This is a genomic window from Tsukamurella sp. DT100, assembly GCF_049844855.1.
GTDB lineage: Bacteria > Actinomycetota > Actinomycetes > Mycobacteriales > Mycobacteriaceae > Tsukamurella.
This window is the reverse complement of sequence record NZ_JBNCLV010000001.1, coordinates 346,915-363,625: the sequence shown is the minus strand read 5'-3', so window position 1 is coordinate 363,625 and position 16,711 is coordinate 346,915. Positions and strand designations below refer to the sequence as shown.

The 16,711-nt window shown below is 71.8% G+C and carries 16 protein-coding genes; 10 read left to right on the top strand and 6 right to left on the bottom strand.

Annotated elements, in window-relative coordinates; all coding sequences use genetic code 11:
* Positions 1-114: 114 nt before the first annotated feature.
* On the bottom strand, positions 115-1,917 hold the full coding sequence (locus tag ACLQ3K_RS01735) for an AMP-dependent synthetase/ligase (protein ID WP_425996522.1): 1,803 nt from the start codon (positions 1,915-1,917) through the stop codon (positions 115-117).
* 122 nt (positions 1,918-2,039) lie between these two features.
* Here ACLQ3K_RS01735 and ACLQ3K_RS01730 point away from each other — a divergent pair, with 122 nt between their 5' ends.
* From ACLQ3K_RS01730 to ACLQ3K_RS01695, 8 genes are all read left to right on the top strand, one after another.
* Positions 2,040-2,432, top strand: a complete 393-nt coding sequence (locus tag ACLQ3K_RS01730) for a hypothetical protein (protein WP_425996520.1) — start codon at positions 2,040-2,042, stop codon at positions 2,430-2,432.
* Entirely contained in the window at positions 2,425-2,889 is a 465-nt protein-coding gene (locus tag ACLQ3K_RS01725; protein ID WP_336671384.1) for an SRPBCC family protein, read from the top strand. The genes ACLQ3K_RS01730 and ACLQ3K_RS01725 overlap by 8 nt, the downstream gene beginning before the upstream one ends.
* Entirely contained in the window at positions 2,889-4,115 is a 1,227-nt protein-coding gene (locus ACLQ3K_RS01720) for a hypothetical protein (protein WP_425996518.1), read from the top strand. The genes ACLQ3K_RS01725 and ACLQ3K_RS01720 overlap by 1 nt, the downstream gene beginning before the upstream one ends.
* A complete protein-coding gene (locus ACLQ3K_RS01715) occupies positions 4,108-4,551 on the top strand; it encodes a hypothetical protein (RefSeq protein WP_425996516.1) in 444 nt (147 codons plus the stop codon). Before ACLQ3K_RS01720 ends, ACLQ3K_RS01715 begins: the two co-directional genes overlap by 8 nt.
* A complete protein-coding gene (locus tag ACLQ3K_RS01710) occupies positions 4,548-5,498 on the top strand; it encodes an ROK family protein (protein ID WP_336671381.1) in 951 nt (316 codons plus the stop codon). Before ACLQ3K_RS01715 ends, ACLQ3K_RS01710 begins: the two co-directional genes overlap by 4 nt.
* Before the next feature lie 74 nt (positions 5,499-5,572).
* Positions 5,573-6,283: a lysophospholipid acyltransferase family protein gene (locus ACLQ3K_RS01705; protein ID WP_425996514.1), complete on the top strand. Its 711-nt coding sequence runs from the start codon at positions 5,573-5,575 to the stop codon at positions 6,281-6,283.
* An 11-nt stretch (positions 6,284-6,294) separates the two neighbouring features.
* The gene (locus ACLQ3K_RS01700) at positions 6,295-6,771 is read left to right on the top strand and encodes a polyadenylate-specific 3'-exoribonuclease AS (protein WP_259144395.1); all 477 of its coding nucleotides are present in this window, start codon (positions 6,295-6,297) and stop codon (positions 6,769-6,771) included.
* Between the two features lie 27 nt (positions 6,772-6,798).
* Entirely contained in the window at positions 6,799-8,196 is a 1,398-nt protein-coding gene (locus tag ACLQ3K_RS01695; RefSeq protein WP_336671560.1) for a class II 3-deoxy-7-phosphoheptulonate synthase, read from the top strand.
* Here ACLQ3K_RS01695 and ACLQ3K_RS01690 read toward each other — a convergent pair whose 3' ends face one another.
* The gene (locus tag ACLQ3K_RS01690) at positions 8,197-9,153 is read right to left on the bottom strand and encodes a hypothetical protein (protein ID WP_425996511.1); all 957 of its coding nucleotides are present in this window, start codon (positions 9,151-9,153) and stop codon (positions 8,197-8,199) included.
* Positions 9,154-9,313: 160 nt separating this feature from the next.
* Between ACLQ3K_RS01690 and ACLQ3K_RS01685 the strand changes: the two genes are divergently transcribed.
* Positions 9,314-11,188: an acetate--CoA ligase gene (locus tag ACLQ3K_RS01685; protein WP_425996509.1), complete on the top strand. Its 1,875-nt coding sequence runs from the start codon at positions 9,314-9,316 to the stop codon at positions 11,186-11,188.
* 4 nt (positions 11,189-11,192) lie between these two features.
* Here the strand turns inward: ACLQ3K_RS01685 and ACLQ3K_RS01680 are convergent, their stop codons facing one another.
* Genes ACLQ3K_RS01680 through pknB form a run of 3 tightly spaced genes read right to left on the bottom strand, consistent with a single transcriptional unit; the run spans position 11,193 to position 15,361 of the window.
* Positions 11,193-12,302 carry an ElyC/SanA/YdcF family protein gene (locus tag ACLQ3K_RS01680; RefSeq protein WP_425996507.1) on the bottom strand — a complete coding sequence of 370 codons (1,110 nt, stop codon included), beginning with the start codon at positions 12,300-12,302 and terminating at the stop codon, positions 11,193-11,195.
* Between the two features lie 40 nt (positions 12,303-12,342).
* Positions 12,343-13,119: a GTP pyrophosphokinase family protein gene (locus tag ACLQ3K_RS01675; RefSeq protein ID WP_336671376.1), complete on the bottom strand. Its 777-nt coding sequence runs from the start codon at positions 13,117-13,119 to the stop codon at positions 12,343-12,345.
* A gap of 16 nt (positions 13,120-13,135) precedes the next feature.
* Complete coding sequence (gene pknB / locus ACLQ3K_RS01670) at positions 13,136-15,361, bottom strand: Stk1 family PASTA domain-containing Ser/Thr kinase (RefSeq protein ID WP_425996505.1); 2,226 nt, start codon at positions 15,359-15,361, stop codon at positions 13,136-13,138.
* A gap of 97 nt (positions 15,362-15,458) precedes the next feature.
* Here pknB and ACLQ3K_RS01665 point away from each other — a divergent pair, with 97 nt between their 5' ends.
* The gene (locus ACLQ3K_RS01665; RefSeq protein ID WP_224651903.1) at positions 15,459-15,839 is read left to right on the top strand and encodes an Rv2175c family DNA-binding protein; all 381 of its coding nucleotides are present in this window, start codon (positions 15,459-15,461) and stop codon (positions 15,837-15,839) included.
* Between the two features lie 169 nt (positions 15,840-16,008).
* Here the strand turns inward: ACLQ3K_RS01665 and ACLQ3K_RS01660 are convergent, their stop codons facing one another.
* Entirely contained in the window at positions 16,009-16,566 is a 558-nt protein-coding gene (locus ACLQ3K_RS01660) for a LysR family transcriptional regulator (protein ID WP_336671374.1), read from the bottom strand.
* Positions 16,567-16,711 lie beyond the last annotated feature (145 nt).

Sequence of the window (16,711 nt, the reverse complement as noted above, 5' to 3'; positions counted from 1 at the left end):
CCGCGGACCGGCGCGTCGCCGCCGACGTGCACCGAAGCTGCGCGGTCGCACCGTCGTCCCGGAGAACAGAACCGCCGCACCGGGATCCGGTGCGGCGGTTCGTTGTTCGAGGGACTACTTCGCGTACAGCTCGGCGATGTCGTCGGCGTACTTCTGCGAGACGACGTTCCGCTTGACCTTCATGGTCGGCGTCATCTCGCCGGTCTCCTCGGAGAAGTCCTCGGGCAGGATGCGGACCTTCTTGATGGCCTCGGCCTTGGAGACGGTCTCGTTGGCGGCCGCGACGGCCTTGTTGATCTCGGCCACCAGGTCGGGATCGTTGCGCAGGTCCGTGACGGTCGCCGACCCCGGCTTGCCGTTCGCGGCCTTCCACTGCGGGAAGGCCTCCGGGTCGATGGTGACCAGCGCCGCGATGTACGGCTGCGCGTCGCCCACGACCATGGCCTGCGAGATCAGCGGGTTGCTGCGCAGCGCGTCCTCGAGGCCGGCGGGGGAGACGTTCTTGCCGCCCGCGGTCACGATCAGCTCCTTCTTGCGGCCGGTGATCGACAGGTAGCCGTCGTCGTCGATCGAACCCAAGTCGCCGGTGTGGAACCAGCCGTCCTCGATCGAGGCCTTGGTGGCCTCCTCGTTGTGCCAGTAGCCTCGGAAGACCACGGAGCCCTTGAGCAGGATCTCGCCGTCCTCGGCGATCTTCGCGGCCTGCCCGGCCAGCGGCCGCCCGACGGTGCCGATCTTCTGCGCGCCCGCGACGTTCACGGTGATGGCCGCGGTGGTCTCGGTGAGGCCGTAGCCCTCCATGACGGTGACGCCCACGCCGCGGAAGAAGTGGCCGAGCCGCGCGCCCAGGGGAGCGCCGCCCGAGATCGCGACCTTGCAGTTCCCGCCGAGCGCGGCCTTGAGCTTGCCGTAGACCAGCTTGTCGAAGAGGGTGTGCTTCGCCTTGAGGATCAGGCCGGCGCCGCCGGTGTCCTGCGCCTGGCTGTACTCGATCGCGGTCTGTACGGCCGCGTCGAAGATCTTGCCCTTGCCGCCGTCCACGGCGCTCTGCTGCGCCGAGGCGTAGACCTTCTCGAAGACGCGCGGGACCGAGAGGATCAGCGTGGGCTGGAAGATGGAGAACTGCGGCACCAGGTTCTTGGTGTCGTTGAAGTGGCCGACCAGCGCGCCGCCCTTGAAGCAGGCGATGTTGACGGCGCGCGCCAGCACGTGGGCGAGCGGCAGGAACATCACGTTGGAGCCGCCGCGGATCGCGTCGCCGAACGGCGAGCTGAGGATCGCCTCGGCCTCGCTCATCAGGTTGGAGTGGGTCAGCTCGCAGCCCTTGGGCCGGCCGGTGGTGCCGGAGGTGTAGATCAGCGTCGCGAGGTCCTCGGCCTTCACGTCGGCGCGGCCGGCGTGGACCTGGTCCTCGGTGATCTCCGCGCCCTCGGCGGTGAGCGTCGCGACGGCGCCCGGGTCGCCGTCGGTGGGGTCGATCTGCAGCACGCGCTGCACATTGTGCAGGCCCGTCAGCTCCGCGACCTCGGCGGCCTGCTTGGCGCCCTCGATGATCATGAGGACCGCGTCGGAATCCTCGAGGATCCAGTCGATCTGGCCCGACGAGCTGGTCTCGTAGACGGGCACGGTGACCGCGCCGACGGCCCAGATCGCGAAGTCGATGAGCGGCCACTCGTACCGGGTGGACGAGACCAGCGCGACGCGGTCGCCCGGCTTCACGCCCTGCGCGACGAGGCCCTTGGCGACGCCGAGGATCTCCTGCTCGTACTGCTTCGAGGTCACCGGCTCCCAGGTACCCGCGACCAGGCGCTTGATCCGGACGCTGTCTGGGTCCGTGCGGGCCACATCGAAGACGACGTCGACCGTGGAGGCCGAGGGGTCGATGGTGTAGTTGGCGGGAACGCTGATCTCGCGCACGAATCCTCCGGGTCGCAAACGGTGGTGTTGTGGTGAACCTTACACCGCTGCTCGGGGTGCGTTCCGGGCCCGAACCGACCCGGCACCGTCCGCCCCGCGGCCGGATGTGTGAAGCTTAGGAGGTGAGCACCATCCAAGTGGCCGACGTCGCGTTCGTCGCCGCCCACCCGAGTGCCGTGGCCGCCGCGATGGCGGGCGCGCAGCGGTGGCGCGGCTGGTTCCCCGACCTGCGTATGACCGTCACCGAGGACCGGGGCGATCTCGGGATCCGCTGGAAGGTCGACGGTCCCGTCACCGGGACCTCGGAGTTCTGGATCGAGCCGCACCTCGACGGGAGCCTGCTGCACTACTTCCTGCACGCCGAGCCGAAGGCGCCCATGACCCCCGAGCAGATCGTCGCCGACGTGCGCGAGCGCCGGGTCCGCGGGCACGACGTCATGTTCGACGTGAAGTTCACCGCCGAGAACGGCCGCGTCCTGGGCGGCCCCGCCGTCGGGGAGGTGGAGCGTGTCTGACGCGGAGCGCACCCGCGAATCCATCGTCATCGCGGCGCCGCCGGAGCGGATCATGGCCGCGATCTCCGCCTTCGACCGCTACCCCGAGTGGGTCTCCGCGGCGCGCGAGGTCACCGTCCTCGAGACCACCCAGGACGGGCAGCCCCGGCGCGTGCGGTTCGTGCTGGAGGAGGGCTTCCTCCGCGACACCTACGAGCTCGAGTACCGGTGGGCGCCCGGCGGCCGGTCCGTCGAGTGGGACCTCGCGGCGAGCACGCTGCAGAGCACCCAGCACGGCCGGTACGACCTGACCCCGACCGCCGACGGTGCCGGCACCACCGTGACGTACACCCTTGAGGTGACGCTGCAGATCCCGATGCTCGGGATGCTCCGCCGCAAGGCGGAGAAGGCGATCACCGACACCGCCCTCAAGGAGCTCAAGCGCCACGTCGAGGGCGAGTCGGCGGCGCAATCCTGATGTCCGGGGAGGGCACCGCGCCCCGCCTGCTGCTGGTGTCCGGGGCCGGGGGAGCGGGCCGGACGGTCCTCGCGACGGCACTGGCCACCCGCGCCGCCGGCCACGGACGCACCCTGCTCGTCACCGTCGGGCGGGTCGTCGATCCGCTCCTGGCGGACGGGACGGGGCCGTTCGACCACGTCCATCTCAACCCCGTCGAACTGCTCGCGCAGTGGTGGGCGGGCCTGTCCGCCACCGTCCGCGCCGGTCGCGGGCTCGCCGACGGTGCCGACGCGGGCTCGTCCGGGTTCGACCCGTTCGCGCTCGAGCCGCCCGAGCTGACGGGCCTCGCCGACGCGGAGCACGTCCTCGTGCTCCGGGCGATCCGTGGGCACGTGGACTCCGGCGCGTACCGCACCGTCGTCGTCGACGGGCCGGCCTTCGACGGCCTCGTCTCGCTGCTCACCGCCCCGTCGTCGCTGGCCGCCTACCTGGAGCGGGTGTGGCCGCGGCACGTCCGGCTCTCCGGACCCACCTCCGGCCCCGCCGCGGGCGCGCTCGCCGCGCTGCTGCTCGCCGAGCCGCTTGCGGGCCTCGCCGACCAGCTGGCGGCGTTCGTCGCGGATCGGTCGGCGCTCGAGCTGGTGCACGTCGTGACCGGCGATTCCGGCCGCCCGGCCCGCGCCCGGGAGGAACTGGCCGCGCTGGAGGTGCTCGGGCTGCGTCCGGTGGCGCTCGTGCTCAACCGGCTGATCACGGTCGACGACCGGTTCGCGCTGGACCTGCCGCACCCGGCGGTGCGACTGGTCCGGTCCCGGGTGGCTGCGCAGGACGATGCGCGGGAGGCCCTCGCGGAGGTGGCGACGGTGCTCGACCGCCCCGTCGTCGAGGCCGCCGAGGCGCTCGAGCCCGTCCTGACGCCGGCCGCCACCGCCGCGGTGGAGTGGGACGCGGACGCGATCCTCGACGCCGCGCCCGCGGTCGTGCCCGTGCCGGAGGTGCGCTCGCTGGGCGGCGCGGGACTCGACGCGCGGTACGAGTGGGCCGTCGCGCTGCCGCTGGTCGACCCCGCGACGATCGGGCTGGGCCGCGTCGAGGAGGACGTCGTCGTCGAAGCCCAGGGTGTGCGGCGCCGGATCCGGCTACCGTCTGTGTTGCGCCGCTGCGTCGTTGCGGGCGCCACGTACGAGGAAGGGGAGTTGCGCGTGACCTTCGTCCCCGATCCGGAGGTGTGGCCCCGTGGCTGATCCGGCCCCCGATCCCTCCGAGGAGTTCCTCGCCTCCGCGGCCCGGCTGTTCGAGACCGCCCGCCCGTGGATCGCCGCGGCCCTCGCCGAGCACTCCGCGCACCCGGACGGCGAGCCCGGCGCGTGTCGGCTGTGCGCGCTCGGCGGCGCCGTCGGCCGGCACATCGAGCCCTTCGCCGCCGAGGCGTCGAAGTCCTTCGGCCAGTTCGCCGACGAGGTGCTCGCCGACCTGCTGCGGCTCGCCGAGGAACTGCTGGGCAGCGCGCGGATCGCCGCGGCGGCCGTGGCCGCCGACTACTTCGCCACCGTCGGGGGCGAGGCCCCCGTCGACCCCGAGGCGCCCACCGCCGAGGCCCCCGCTCCCTCGTCGCAGGCGAGCGGGTACGAGCGCATCGACGTCCGGCTCAACTCCTCCGAGGAGGACCCTCCCGCATGACGCTGACGATCGGCATCGACATCGGCGGCACCTCGGTCCGCGCGGGCGTCGTGACGGACGACGGCACCGTCGTCGACACGGCGCGGGCGGAGACCCCGCGCAGCGCCCGCGCCCTGGAACGCTGCCTGGACCGCGTGGTCCAGGAGCTGTGCGTGGAGCACGACGTGAAGGCCGTTGGCCTCGCCGTCGCCGGCTTCCTGGACCCCACGCGCCGGACGGTGGCGTTCGCCCCGCACCTGCCGTGGCGCGACGCGGCGGTGCCCGCCGAGATGACCGAACGGATCGGCCTGCCGGTGGTCATGGAGCACGACGCGAACTCCGCGGCGTGGGCCGAGTTCGTCCACGGTCCGGCCCGGCAGTCGCGCGTCACGTGCGTCGTCGCACTCGGCACCGGCATCGGCGCGGGCCTGCTCATCGACGGCGAGCTCTACCGCGGGGCCTACGGGGTCGCGCCGGAACTCGGCCACCTGCAGGTGGTGCCCGACGGTCGGCCGTGCGAGTGCGGCAAGCGCGGGTGCTGGGAGCGCTACTGCAGCGGAACCGCCCTGGTGGAGACCGCGATCGACCTGATGGGCGGGCAGGGCTCGCGGGGCGTGCTGCTCGCGCGGGAGCTCGCCGACGACCCGGGCTCGCTGACGGGGCGCAAGGTCGCGGCCGCCGCGGAGGCCGGCGACCCCGTCGCGCAGGAGGCGGTCGGGGAGTTGGCGCGCTGGCTCGGTGTGGGCCTGGCGATGGTCAGCGACGTCTTCGACCCGGACCTCATCGTGCTCTCCGGCGGCGTGGGCGCCTCGTCGCGACTGTTCCTCGACGACGCCCGGGACCACTACGCGCAGCAGCTCACCGGCGGTAGGTACCGCCGCAAGGCCCGCATCCGCGCGACGGAGCTGGGCGAACGTGCCGGAATGCTCGGCGCCGCCGCGCTCGCGCGGGACGCTGTCCGCGGCTGATCGCGCGGCGCCGTCCGCGCGGCCTCGGTAGAGTGAGACGCAGCACGTCGGGTCGGGGATCAGGAGCTGGTCACATGTGGTGGATGGTCTTCAAGTGGGTCCTGATCGGACCGGTACTGCGCCTGCTGGGGCGCCCGCGCGTGGTCGGCGTCGAGAACCTGCCGAAGGACGGCGCCGCGATCCTCGCGAGCAATCACCTCGCGGTGATGGACTCGTTCTTCCTGCCGCTCATGGTGCCCCGGCCCATCAAGTTCCTCGCGAAGAGTGAGTACTTCACCGGCAAGGGCCTCAAGGGCGCCTTCAAGAAGTGGTTCTTCTCCTCCGTCGGCTGCATCCCGATCAAGCGCGGCAGCGCGAGCGCGGCGCAGGACGCGCTCAACGCCGGCGTCGGCGCGCTCCAGGACGGCCAGCTCCTCGGGCTGTACCCGGAGGGCACGCGCAGCCCCGACGGCCGGCTGTACAAGGGCAAGACGGGCATGGCCCGCATGGCGCTGGACACCGGCGCCCCGATCATCCCCGTCGCGATGGTCGACACCGAGAAGTTCAACCCGCCCGGCTCCACGCTGCCGCATCCCACGAAGGTGCAGATCCGCATCGGTAAGCCGCTGGACTTCTCCCGGTTCGAGGGCATGTCCGGTAACCGGTTCATCGAGCGCGCCATCACCGACGAGGTGATGTACGAGCTGATGAAGCTCTCCGGCCAGCCGTACGTGGACGTCTACGCGCAGGACGTGAAGGACGGCGTCGTCGTCCCGGGCGAGGAGCGCGAGGCCGGCGCCGCGTAGCCTGACTGCCCATGCGCTACTTCTATGACCTGGAATTCATTGAGGACGGCAGGGTCATAGACCTGGTCTCGATCGGCATCGTCGGCGAGGACGGGCGCGAGTTCTACGCGGTCTCCACCGAGTTCGACCCGGAGCGCGCCGGGCCGTGGGTGCGCGCCAACGTACTGCCCAAGCTGCCGCCGCCCGCGAGCAAGTCGTGGCAGTCGCGCGCCGCGATCCGCGACGGTGTGCTCGACTTCCTCACCGCCGGCCCCGGCGACATCGAGCTGTGGGCCTGGGTCGCCGCCTACGATCACGTCGCGCTGTGCCAGCTCTGGGGGCCGATGACGGCGCTGCCCCGGTCCATGCCGCGGTTCACCCGCGAGCTCAAGCAGCTGTGGGACGAGCAAGGCCGGCCGCACCTGCCCGCCGCACCGTCGGACGCCCACGACGCCCTGGCCGACGCCCGGCACAACCTCGCCAAGTACCGGGCGATCACGGGCGGATAGACCCGGCGTAATCTTGCTCACGTGGCAGTGAACTGGACCGTCGACGTCCCCATCGATACCCTCCCCAAGCTCCCCGCTCTCCCGGGTGACCTGCGCGAGCGCCTCGACGACGCGCTGGCCAAGCCGGCGCTGCAACAGCCGAGCTGGCCGCGGGAGCAGGCGGACGCGATGCGCACGGTGCTGGAGTCGGTGCCGCCGATCACCGTGCCGCCGGAGATCCAGTCGCTGCAGGACCAGCTGGCCGAGGTCGCGCTGGGCCGCGCCTTCCTGCTGCAGGGCGGCGACTGCGCCGAGACCTTCGTCGACAACACCGAGCCGCACATCGCCGCGAACATCCGCACCCTGCTGCAGATGGCCGTCGCGCTGACTTACGGCGCGTCCATGCCGGTGGTCAAGGTCGCGCGCATCGCCGGCCAGTACGCCAAGCCGCGCTCCTCGGACACCGACGCCCTGGGCCTGACCAGCTACCGCGGCGACATGGTCAACGGCTTCCCGCCGGAGGAGGCCGTGCGCAAGCACGACCCGTCGCGCCTGATCCGCGCCTACGCCAACGCGAGCGCGGCGATGAACCTGGTGCGCGCCGTCACCGGATCCGGCATGGCCGACCTGCACAAGGTGCACGAGTGGAACCGTGAGTTCGTCGCGAACTCGCCCGCCGGCGCCCGGTACGAGGCGCTCGCCGCCGAGATCGACGGCGGGCTGCGGTTCATGGCCGCGTGCGGCGTCGAGGACCGGAACCTCAAGTCCGCCACCATCTTCTCCAGCCACGAGGCGCTGGTACTCGACTACGAGCGCGGCCTGCTGCGCCTGGCCGACGACCCGGAGGACCCCGAGGCCCAGCAAGTGCTCTACAACCTGTCGGCGCACTTCCTCTGGGTCGGGGAGCGCACCCGCCAGCTCGACGGTGCCCACATCGCCCTGATGGAGCTGATCCAGAACCCGATCGGCGTGAAGATCGGCCCGACGACCACGCCCGAGCTGGCGGTGGAGTACGTGAAGAAGCTCGACCCGCACAACAAGCCGGGCCGGCTCACCCTGATCTCCCGCATGGGCAACGGCAACGTGCGCACCGCGCTGCCGCCGATCGTCGAGGCCGTCGAGGCGACGGGCCACAAGGTGATCTGGCAGTGCGATCCGATGCACGGCAACACCCACGAGTCCTCGACGGGCTACAAGACCCGCCACTTCGACCGCATCGTCGACGAGGTGCAGGGCTTCTTCGAGGTGCACCGCGCGATCGGCTCGCACCCGGGCGGCGTCCACGTCGAGCTCACGGGCGAGAACGTCACCGAGTGCCTCGGCGGAGCGCAGGACATCTCCGATGCGGATCTCGCCGGCCGCTACGAGACCGCCTGCGACCCGCGCCTGAACACCCAGCAGTCGCTGGAGTTGGCGTTCCTGGTCGCGGAGATGCTCCGCGGCTGATCACACGAGGTAGCGGAGCTCCCGGACCGCGGACTCGCCCGCCGGGGGCCAGTCGCCGTCGCCGGGCGTCACGGTGAGGGACTCGCCGCGCGCGACGGCCATCCGGATGTCGGACATCTCCCGCCGCGACCACGGCTCGCGGCGGAAGAACATGTCGTCCAGGCCCTTGACGAACCACGACGCCGAGAACGCGAAGATGCCGACGACCTCGGCCACCCACAGCGGGCCGAAGTGCAGGGGCAGCGTCGTGCGGGTCCAGGAGGCGAGCAGGCACAGGCCGCCGATCACGACGATGGTCAGCGCGCACCCGAGGTGGAACCGCCAGTCGAGCCGGTTCGACACCTGCGCGAGGAGGCGAGTGAGCCGCCCGCTCCCGGCCGGCGCGACCGCCGGCCGCAGGAACGGGTTCCGGCGGTCGTGCAACGCCGTCAGCACGCACATGAGGACGAACATGCCGAACACCACGGCTGCGGCGCTCAAGTGCACGACCGACGTGTCGAAGGGCAGCCGCTGTTGGAGGGGCGTGGGCAGGGGGAATGCCGATCCCGCGCCGCATTCGCCGACGGGGATCGGGTCGGGCAGCTTCGTCGGGAAGACCGCCACGAGCACGGCCGCGACGCCGGCCACGGTGCTCGCCGCGTTCGCCACCGATCGCCGGTCGAGCTTGTACGAGAACAGCAGGAAGCCGACGATGCCGAGCCCGATGACGAAGACGTCGCGCGCGCCGGAGTGGTAGTACGCGCTCAGCGAGTCGCGCACGCGCAGGCAGCCTTCGCCGAGGGCCAGGAAGTCGACCGCGATCAGCGCCACCGGCAGGAGGACCCCCACCAGGCCGCCGTGGAACCGGATGGTCAGGAGCGAGCGGACCGAGTCGGACCGCTCGATGGCGCGGAGGTCCTCGGCGGGCATGACGTCCGCCGCGCACCGCCGGGGCGAAGGGGAATCGTTCTGTGTCATAGCATCATCCATTCCCAGGTGCACCCGGAACCACTGCTGCGTCGAGGCTAGCAAGGGCGGTGTGCCGGCGCTCGGGTTCCGGAGGCGCGGACGAGAGGGCGCGGGCCACAATCGGGGGAATCGCCTGACCGTGCGGCCCGGGTCCTGGGACCATGCGTACATGGGTGCCTACGCCGACGAGTACCGCCGCAGTATGTCCGATCCCGAGGGGTTCTGGGCCGAGCAGGCCGCCGCGATCGACTGGATCGTCCCGCCGTCGCGGGTCCTCGACGACGCGGACGCGCCGCTGTACCGGTGGTTCCCGGACGCGGAGCTGAACACCTGCGTGAACGCGGTGGACCGGCACGTCGCCGCCGGGCGCGGCGATCAGCCCGCGGTGATCCACGACTCCGCGATCACGGGCGAGGTGCACACGCTCACCTACGCGGAGTTGCTGGAGCGGGTCGCGAAGTTCGCGGGCGTGCTCGCCGGCCTCGGCGTGGGCAAGGGCGACCGGGTGGTGGTGTACCTGCCGATGATCACCGAGGCGGTGATCGCGATGCTCGCCTGCGCGCGGATCGGGGCGGTGCACTCGGTGGTCTTCGGCGGCTTCGCGGCGCCGGAACTGGCGGCGCGCCTGGACGATGCACAGCCGAAGGCGATCGTCACCGCGTCGTGCGGGCTCGAGGGCTCCAAGGTGCTGCCGTACCTGCCGATCGTGCACGCGGCCATCGATGCGGCGACGGCGAAGCCGGACGCCGTGGTGGTGTGGCAGCGCCCGCAGCTGACGGCGGAACTGGGCCCGCGCGACCACGATTGGGCCGCGGCGGAGGCGGCGGCGCAGCCCGCCGACCCGGTCGCGGTGAAGGCCACCGATCCGCTGTACATCCTCTACACCTCCGGCACCACCGGTAAGCCCAAGGGCGTCGTGCGCGACAACGGCGGACACGCGGTGGCGCTGGCCTATTCGATGCGGGCGATCTACGACGCGCACCCGGGCGAGGTGTGGTGGACGGCGTCGGACGTGGGCTGGGTCGTGGGCCACAGCTACATCGTGTACGCGCCGCTGCTGATCGGGGCGACAACCGTCGTCTACGAGGGCAAGCCCGTCGGCACCCCCGACGCGGGCGCCTTCTGGCGGGTGATCGAGCGGCACGGCGTGAGCAACCTGTTCACCGCGCCGACCGCGCTGCGCGCCATCCGCAAGGAGGACCCGGACGCCGAGTTCCTCACGCGCTCCGACGTCTCCGGCCTGCGGACGCTGTTCATGGCGGGGGAGCGGCTCGACCCGGACACGTACGAGTGGGCGGCGGCGAAGCTGGGCGTGCCGGTGATCGACCACTGGTGGCAGACCGAGACCGGCTGGCCGATCGCGGCCAACCTGCGCGGCGTGGAGCCCATGCCGGTCAAGCCGGGCAGCGCCACCGTCCCGGTGCCAGGGTTCGGGGTGCGGATCGTCGACGACGCCGGGCAGGACGTGCCCGCGGGCGCCGAAGGCGCCGTGGTGATCTCGCTGCCACTGCCGCCCGGCACGCTGCCGACGCTGTGGGGCGCCGACCACCGGTACATCGACTCGTACCTCTCGACGTTCCCCGGCAACTACCTCACCGGCGACGGCGGCTACCTCGACGAGGACGGCTACCTCTTCGTCATGGGCCGCACGGACGACGTGATCAACGTGGCGGGCCACCGCCTCTCGACCGGCGCGCTGGAGGCGGCGATCGCCGGGCACCCGGCGGTCGCGGAGTGCGCGGTGATCGGCGTGGCGGACCAGCTCAAGGGGCAGCTGCCGCGGGCGCTGGTGGCGCTCAAGGCCGGCGGCGACTGGGACCACGACGCGGTGCGCGCCGAGATCGTGCAGCAGGTGCGCGAGACGATCGGCGCCGTCGCCGCGCTCAAGGAGGTCGCGATCGTCGCGGCGCTGCCGAAGACGCGGTCGGGCAAGATCCTCCGCCGCAGCATGCGCGCCATCGCCGAGGGCCGCGACGAGGCGGTCCCGTCGACCATCGAGAACCCGGCGGTCCTCGACGACCTGCGGGGCGTACTCCGCGGGTGAGGCCTCAGCGCTGCAACAGCGGCGCGCTGCGGTAGCTCCACAGGCCGATCGTGCTCAGTGCGTCGCGGTAGATGCTGCGCAGCTCGTCCGTGGACGGTGTCACCAGGTCGGCGAGCGGCTTGTCCACGGCCGCCACGGAACTCGCCGTGAAGGTCGCGGGCAGGTTCTCCCGCGCAGCCAGGATCAGGTCGACGGTGCCGCGCCGCACGTGGCTCGCCGAGCTCACCACGATCGCGTGCTCGACCCTCTTCGTCGCGAGCGCGTACGAGCTGTACAGCGCGTTCTCGACGGTGGTGCGGGCGAAGTTCTCGTCCGTGATCCGCGCGGCGTCGACGCCGCGCTCGACGAGCCAGTCCTTCATCAGCGCGCCCTCGGTCTTGCCGGCCTGTTCCACGCCGCCGGTGACCACGATCGGCGCCGCGGGAAGGGCCCGCGCGACCTCCAGGGCCTTCTCCAGGCGCTGGATCAGCGGCGCGTCCATCGTGCCGTCCTTCTTCAGCGCGTAGCCGAGCACGACGATGCCGGTGGTCGGCGGCGCGATCCGTGGCGACGAGTCGGTCAGGGTGTACGCGACGGCCCACTCGATCGCGGCGAACAGCGCCTCGACCTCGGGAACCCGGTCGGGCGCGACCCGGCGCAGTTGCTCGACCTCGGCGGCCGAGCCCGCGGCGTCGCCGAGGAAGCGGTTCCATACCGCGAGGTAGGTGTGCGCGTCGTCGTCGTCCGGCGCGAAGGCCAGGACCTTGCGGTACAGCTCCAGGGCACCGGGGACGTTCTTCTGCGCGATCCGCGCCGAGGCGGCGCTGAAGAGGAGGTCGGCGCGGTAGGGCGCGAGCGCGGAGGCCTCGAGCAGCTTCTGCTCGACGACCGCCATGTTGTCGACGGTCTTGTCGGTGTTGCCCGCGGTGGACGTGCGGGTGGGATTGTCGAAGGCGTCCTTCGCCTCCGCGAGCAGCGCCGCCACCTGGCTCGCGACGCCGCGCGCCGCGGCGGACGAGGACGCCGCGGAGGACGTCGGCGCACCGTCGGAGGAGGTCGAGGTGCAGCCGGCGAGGGTGACTGCGCCGACTGCGGCGAGGGCGACCGCGCGGGTGAGGACGGAGGTCCGGTTCATGGCGCCCACGCTATCCGGCGGGCCGGGGCCGCGCCGGGGATCAGTCCTTCGCCGGCGCCTGCTGGGCGAGCTTGAGCAGGCGGCCGAGCAGCTCGTCGCCCGCGAGTTCGGTCTCCGCGGCGTCGCGGTCGGCCGCGACGGCGGCGTCGTGCTCGCCGTGCACTTGGGAGTGCAGCTGCTCCATGCGCCGGTCCAGCTGCTCGGCGATGGCCGCGGCCGCGGAAAGCTCGTCCTGCAGATGGGCGGGGACGGCACCGTCGTACTTGTAGAAGATCTTGTGCTCCAGGCTGGCCCAGAAGTCCATGGCGATGGTGCGGATCTGCAGCTCCACCGGCACGTGCACGGGGCCGGTGGAGAGGAAGACGGGGATCTCGATGATCGCGTGGAGGCTCTTGTAGCCGTTGGCCTTCGGCTCCGCGATGTAGTCCTTGACCACGACGACGCGCACGTCGTCCTGCGCGGTGATGGTCTCGAGGATCCGGTAGGTGTCGGCGATGAAGCTGCACGTGATCCGGATCCCCGCGATGTCGGTGATCGCCTCGCGGATCAGCGGCAGCTCGGGCGCGATGCCGCGGCGCGAGACCTTCTTGACGATGCTCTCGGGCTTCTTGATCCGCGAGGTGACGTGCTCGATCGGGTTGTACCGGTGCAGCTGCAGGAACTCCTCGCGGAGGATCGTCACCTTGGTGAGCACCTCCTTCACGGCGAACTGGTACTCCATGAGGAAGCGGGTCAGCTCGTCGCGCATGCGGCGCGCCTGCGCCAGCGTCGCGGCGTCGGGCACGAAGCCGGGATCGAACGGCGCGGGGCTGCTCATCGACGGTTCCCGGGCGTCACGGCAGGGCCGTGACGGTCACCGTCGAACCGGCCTGGACGCGCGTGCCCCCGCCCGGGTCCTGCCAGATGACCTGCGACTTGTCCGAGGCGAAGATGCCGTTGACCTTGACCTGCAAGCCGGCGTCGCGCAGGACGGAGCGCGCCTGGCCCACGTTCATCCCGGTCACCGAGGGGACCGTCACGCGGGAGGCCATGGTGACGGTGACGCGCTTGTTCGCCGGGTCGACGCGGCCGCCCGCGGACGGGCTCGTCGAGGTTACGACGGAGCCCGAGCCGGTCTCGCCCGTGAGCTCGGCGACCAGGCCCGCGCGCTGCAGCAGCTGCTGCGCCTCGGTGGACGTCTTGCCGATCACGTCGGGCACCGTCAGCGCGTTGGAGACGAGGAGCGTAACGCTGCCGCCCTTGTTCACCTGCCCCGACGGGTCCGTGCCGAAGACCTTCCCGGCCTCGGTCCCGGAGTCGAACTGCTGCTGGGTCTCCTTGACCGTGAGCCCCGCCGCGCGCAGCAGCGCCGTCGCCTCCTCGGGGGTCTTACCGCGCACGTCGGGGATGTCGACGGGCTGGTTGCCGGCGGAGGCGACGACGGTCACCGTCGCACCGACGGCGACGCGGGTGCCGGGCGTTGGCGAGAGGCCGATGACGCCGCCCTGCGCGATGTCACGGCTGAACTGCGCGGGGCCGCGCTTGGGCACGAGGCCGCTGTCGCGCAGTTGCTTCTCGACGTTCTCCGGGCTGTCGCCGGGGCGGAACTGGGGGACGGTCGGCCTGCCCCGCGAGTACTCGATGGTGACGGTGCCGAAGCGGCTGATCCGGCTGCCCGCGGACGGGTCGACGCGGGTGATCGTGTCCTCGGTGATGTCGTTGCTGTAGGTGCCCGCCAGCTCGACGTCGAGGCCGGCGTCCTTGATCGACTTCTCCGCCGCCGCGCGGTCCATGCCGGTCACGTTGGGCACCGTCGTGTACTGCCCGGACGCCAGCCACCAACCCCCGAACGCGAGCAGCAGCGAGACGACGGCGATGAGCGCGACGATGATCCACGACTTCGCGCGGTTCTTCCGCGGCGGCGTCCAGGGCTGCGACGCGGTCTCGGACGGCAGCGGCTCGTGCATGGTCTCGGCGCGGGTGTGCTGCACCGGGGTCGGCGGTACGGCGGGCTGGGAGAGGGTGGGCGCCGGCACCACGGGCGGGGCGCCCTGCGTCGCCTGGCCGGGCCGCGCGGGACCGGGCTGTCCGGAACCGGGCACCGGCTGGCCGGCGATGAGCGCACCGGTGGGCTCGGCCGCAGCAGGGATCAGGGGCTCGCCGCGCTGCGCGTACATCGCGGCGGCGGCGCGCTGCTCGGCGCTGGACTGCGGCGCGGGCACGGTGAACGGCGGCAGATCGAGGTCCTCGGCGATCGCGCTGAGCGCCTCGGCCATGGCGAAACCGTCGACGTAGCGGCGCGCCGGATCACGGTCGGTCGCGCGGGCGACGAACTCGTCGAACTCCGGCGGCACCCCGGCGATCGCGGCCCCGGGCCGCGGCACGTCGTTGTGCAGGCGCTGGTAGGCCAGCGAGATCGCGGTGTCGCCGGTGAAGGGCACCTGGCCGGTGAGCAACTCGTACACGAGGATGCCGCTGGAGTACACGTCGGAGCGGGCATCGGCGTTGCCGGACTCCACCTGCTCCGGCGAGAGGTAGGCCGCTGTGCCGAGGATCACCGACGAGCTGGTCACGGACGCGGCCGCGATGGCGCGGACGAGGCCGAAATCGGCGACCTTGACCTCGCCGCCGTCGGAGATGAGGACGTTCTCGGGCTTCACGTCGCGGTGCACCAGGCCGGCGCGGTGCGCGGTGCCCAGCGCGGTGAGCACGGGGCCCATGACGGCCGCCACCGCGTGCGGCGGCATCGGTCCGCGCTCGCCGAGCAGCTCGCGCAGGGTGCCGCCGGTGACCAGCTCCATCACGAGGAAGGCCAGCTCACCGTCGACGCCCTGGTCGTAGACGGCGACGAGGCCGGGGTCCTTGAGCTTGGCGACGGCGCGCGCCTCGAACTCGAAGCGCGAGACGAACTGGGCGTCGGCCGCGTATTTCGGGTCCATCACCTTGATCGCGATGGGCCGGTCGAGCCGCAGGTCGAGGCCCATGTAGACGGTGGACATGCCGCCACGCGCGATCACCGCATCGATGCGGTAGCGGCCCTCGATGCGGGCACCGATCAGCGGGTCGCGCGGGGTGTTCACCTTCTCGGGGTCCTCTCGGTGCGTGCGGTATCGACAGTTCAGCCTAGCGACCCCGGGGGTGGATGGGCCGAATCCGCGGGCTGGGTACAGTGTGACGGTGAGCTCCGTCCCCTATCTCAGCGACGATCTGCTGCCCGAGGGCACCGCGACCTACAACCTCGCCACGGTTGCGAAGGGTCTCGGCGTGTCGCAGTCGAAGGTTCTGCAGCTGCTGCGGGACGGGCAGCTGATCGCCGTCCGGCGCGGCGGCGACTTCCACGTCCCTCGGCTGTTCTTCGGCGAGGTCGACGGGCGCTTCTCCATCGCCAAGCACTTCACCGGTCTGCTCAGCGTGCTGCGCGACGGCGGCTTCGAGGAGGAGGAGATCCTGCGCTGGCTGTTCGAGCCGCAGGACGACCTGAACGACTGCCCCGCCGAGCTGCTGCACACGGACTCCGCGCGCGAGATGATCCGTCGCGCGCAGTCGATGGCGTTCTAGCGACGCCCGGATCCGGCCGGCGCGGGCGCGGCGGATCTCCGCGCTCCCGAGGAACGACGTCGAGTGTGCTCGTCCTTGCAGGGTATGCGGATGTTGCATACCCGGATATGTGCAGTTCAGGGTGCACTTCTGCTACGTAGGGTATGCCGAAACCGCATAGCTCTGGGGCTCATGACAAGTGGTCGACAACCGCGCGGGCCTGCGGCCTCACGTCCGGCCGGTTCAACAGTTCGACCCGCCGGCTCCGGGACCACACCCGCACTGGAACGGCCTCGAACCCGTCGAGTCGCGGCCCCGTCACCAGGGCGACGGCGAGATCGGACTCGCCGGAGCGCAGCGCCGCGACCGGGTCGTCCACGATGACCTGGTGGATCTGCAGCTCGCGCTCCCGGTTCCATCGCGTGATCTTGCCCTCCAGATGGTCGGGTAGGCCGATCTCGGCGGTACGGCTGATGGTGACGGACCGCCGCGCAGTGCCGCTCAGCGCGTTCAGTTCGTCGATGTCCGCGACGATCCGTTCGATGATCGCGAGCGCCGGGAGACCGGCCGGCGCCGGTGAGGCGCCGCCCGGCCCGCGCTCGAACAACGCGAACCCCAGCGTGCGTTCGGTCGCGGAGACGTACCGCGTCACGGTGGACTGCGCGATCCCGTGCGCGCGTGCGGCCATGTTCATGCTGCGCGTCCGGGCGAGTGTCGCGACCACCCGGAACCGCTCGATATCCGACATGTCCGGACGGTAGCCCCGAGCACCGACACGTCGGGGAACGACGTGTCGGGTGGGTGCGGCGATGCTCGGCGCGGGCGGGGCTGCGCGGAGGGCCGACGGGTGCCGCGCTCGGACCGCCGAGCGATGCTCGGTATGCCGAATCCGC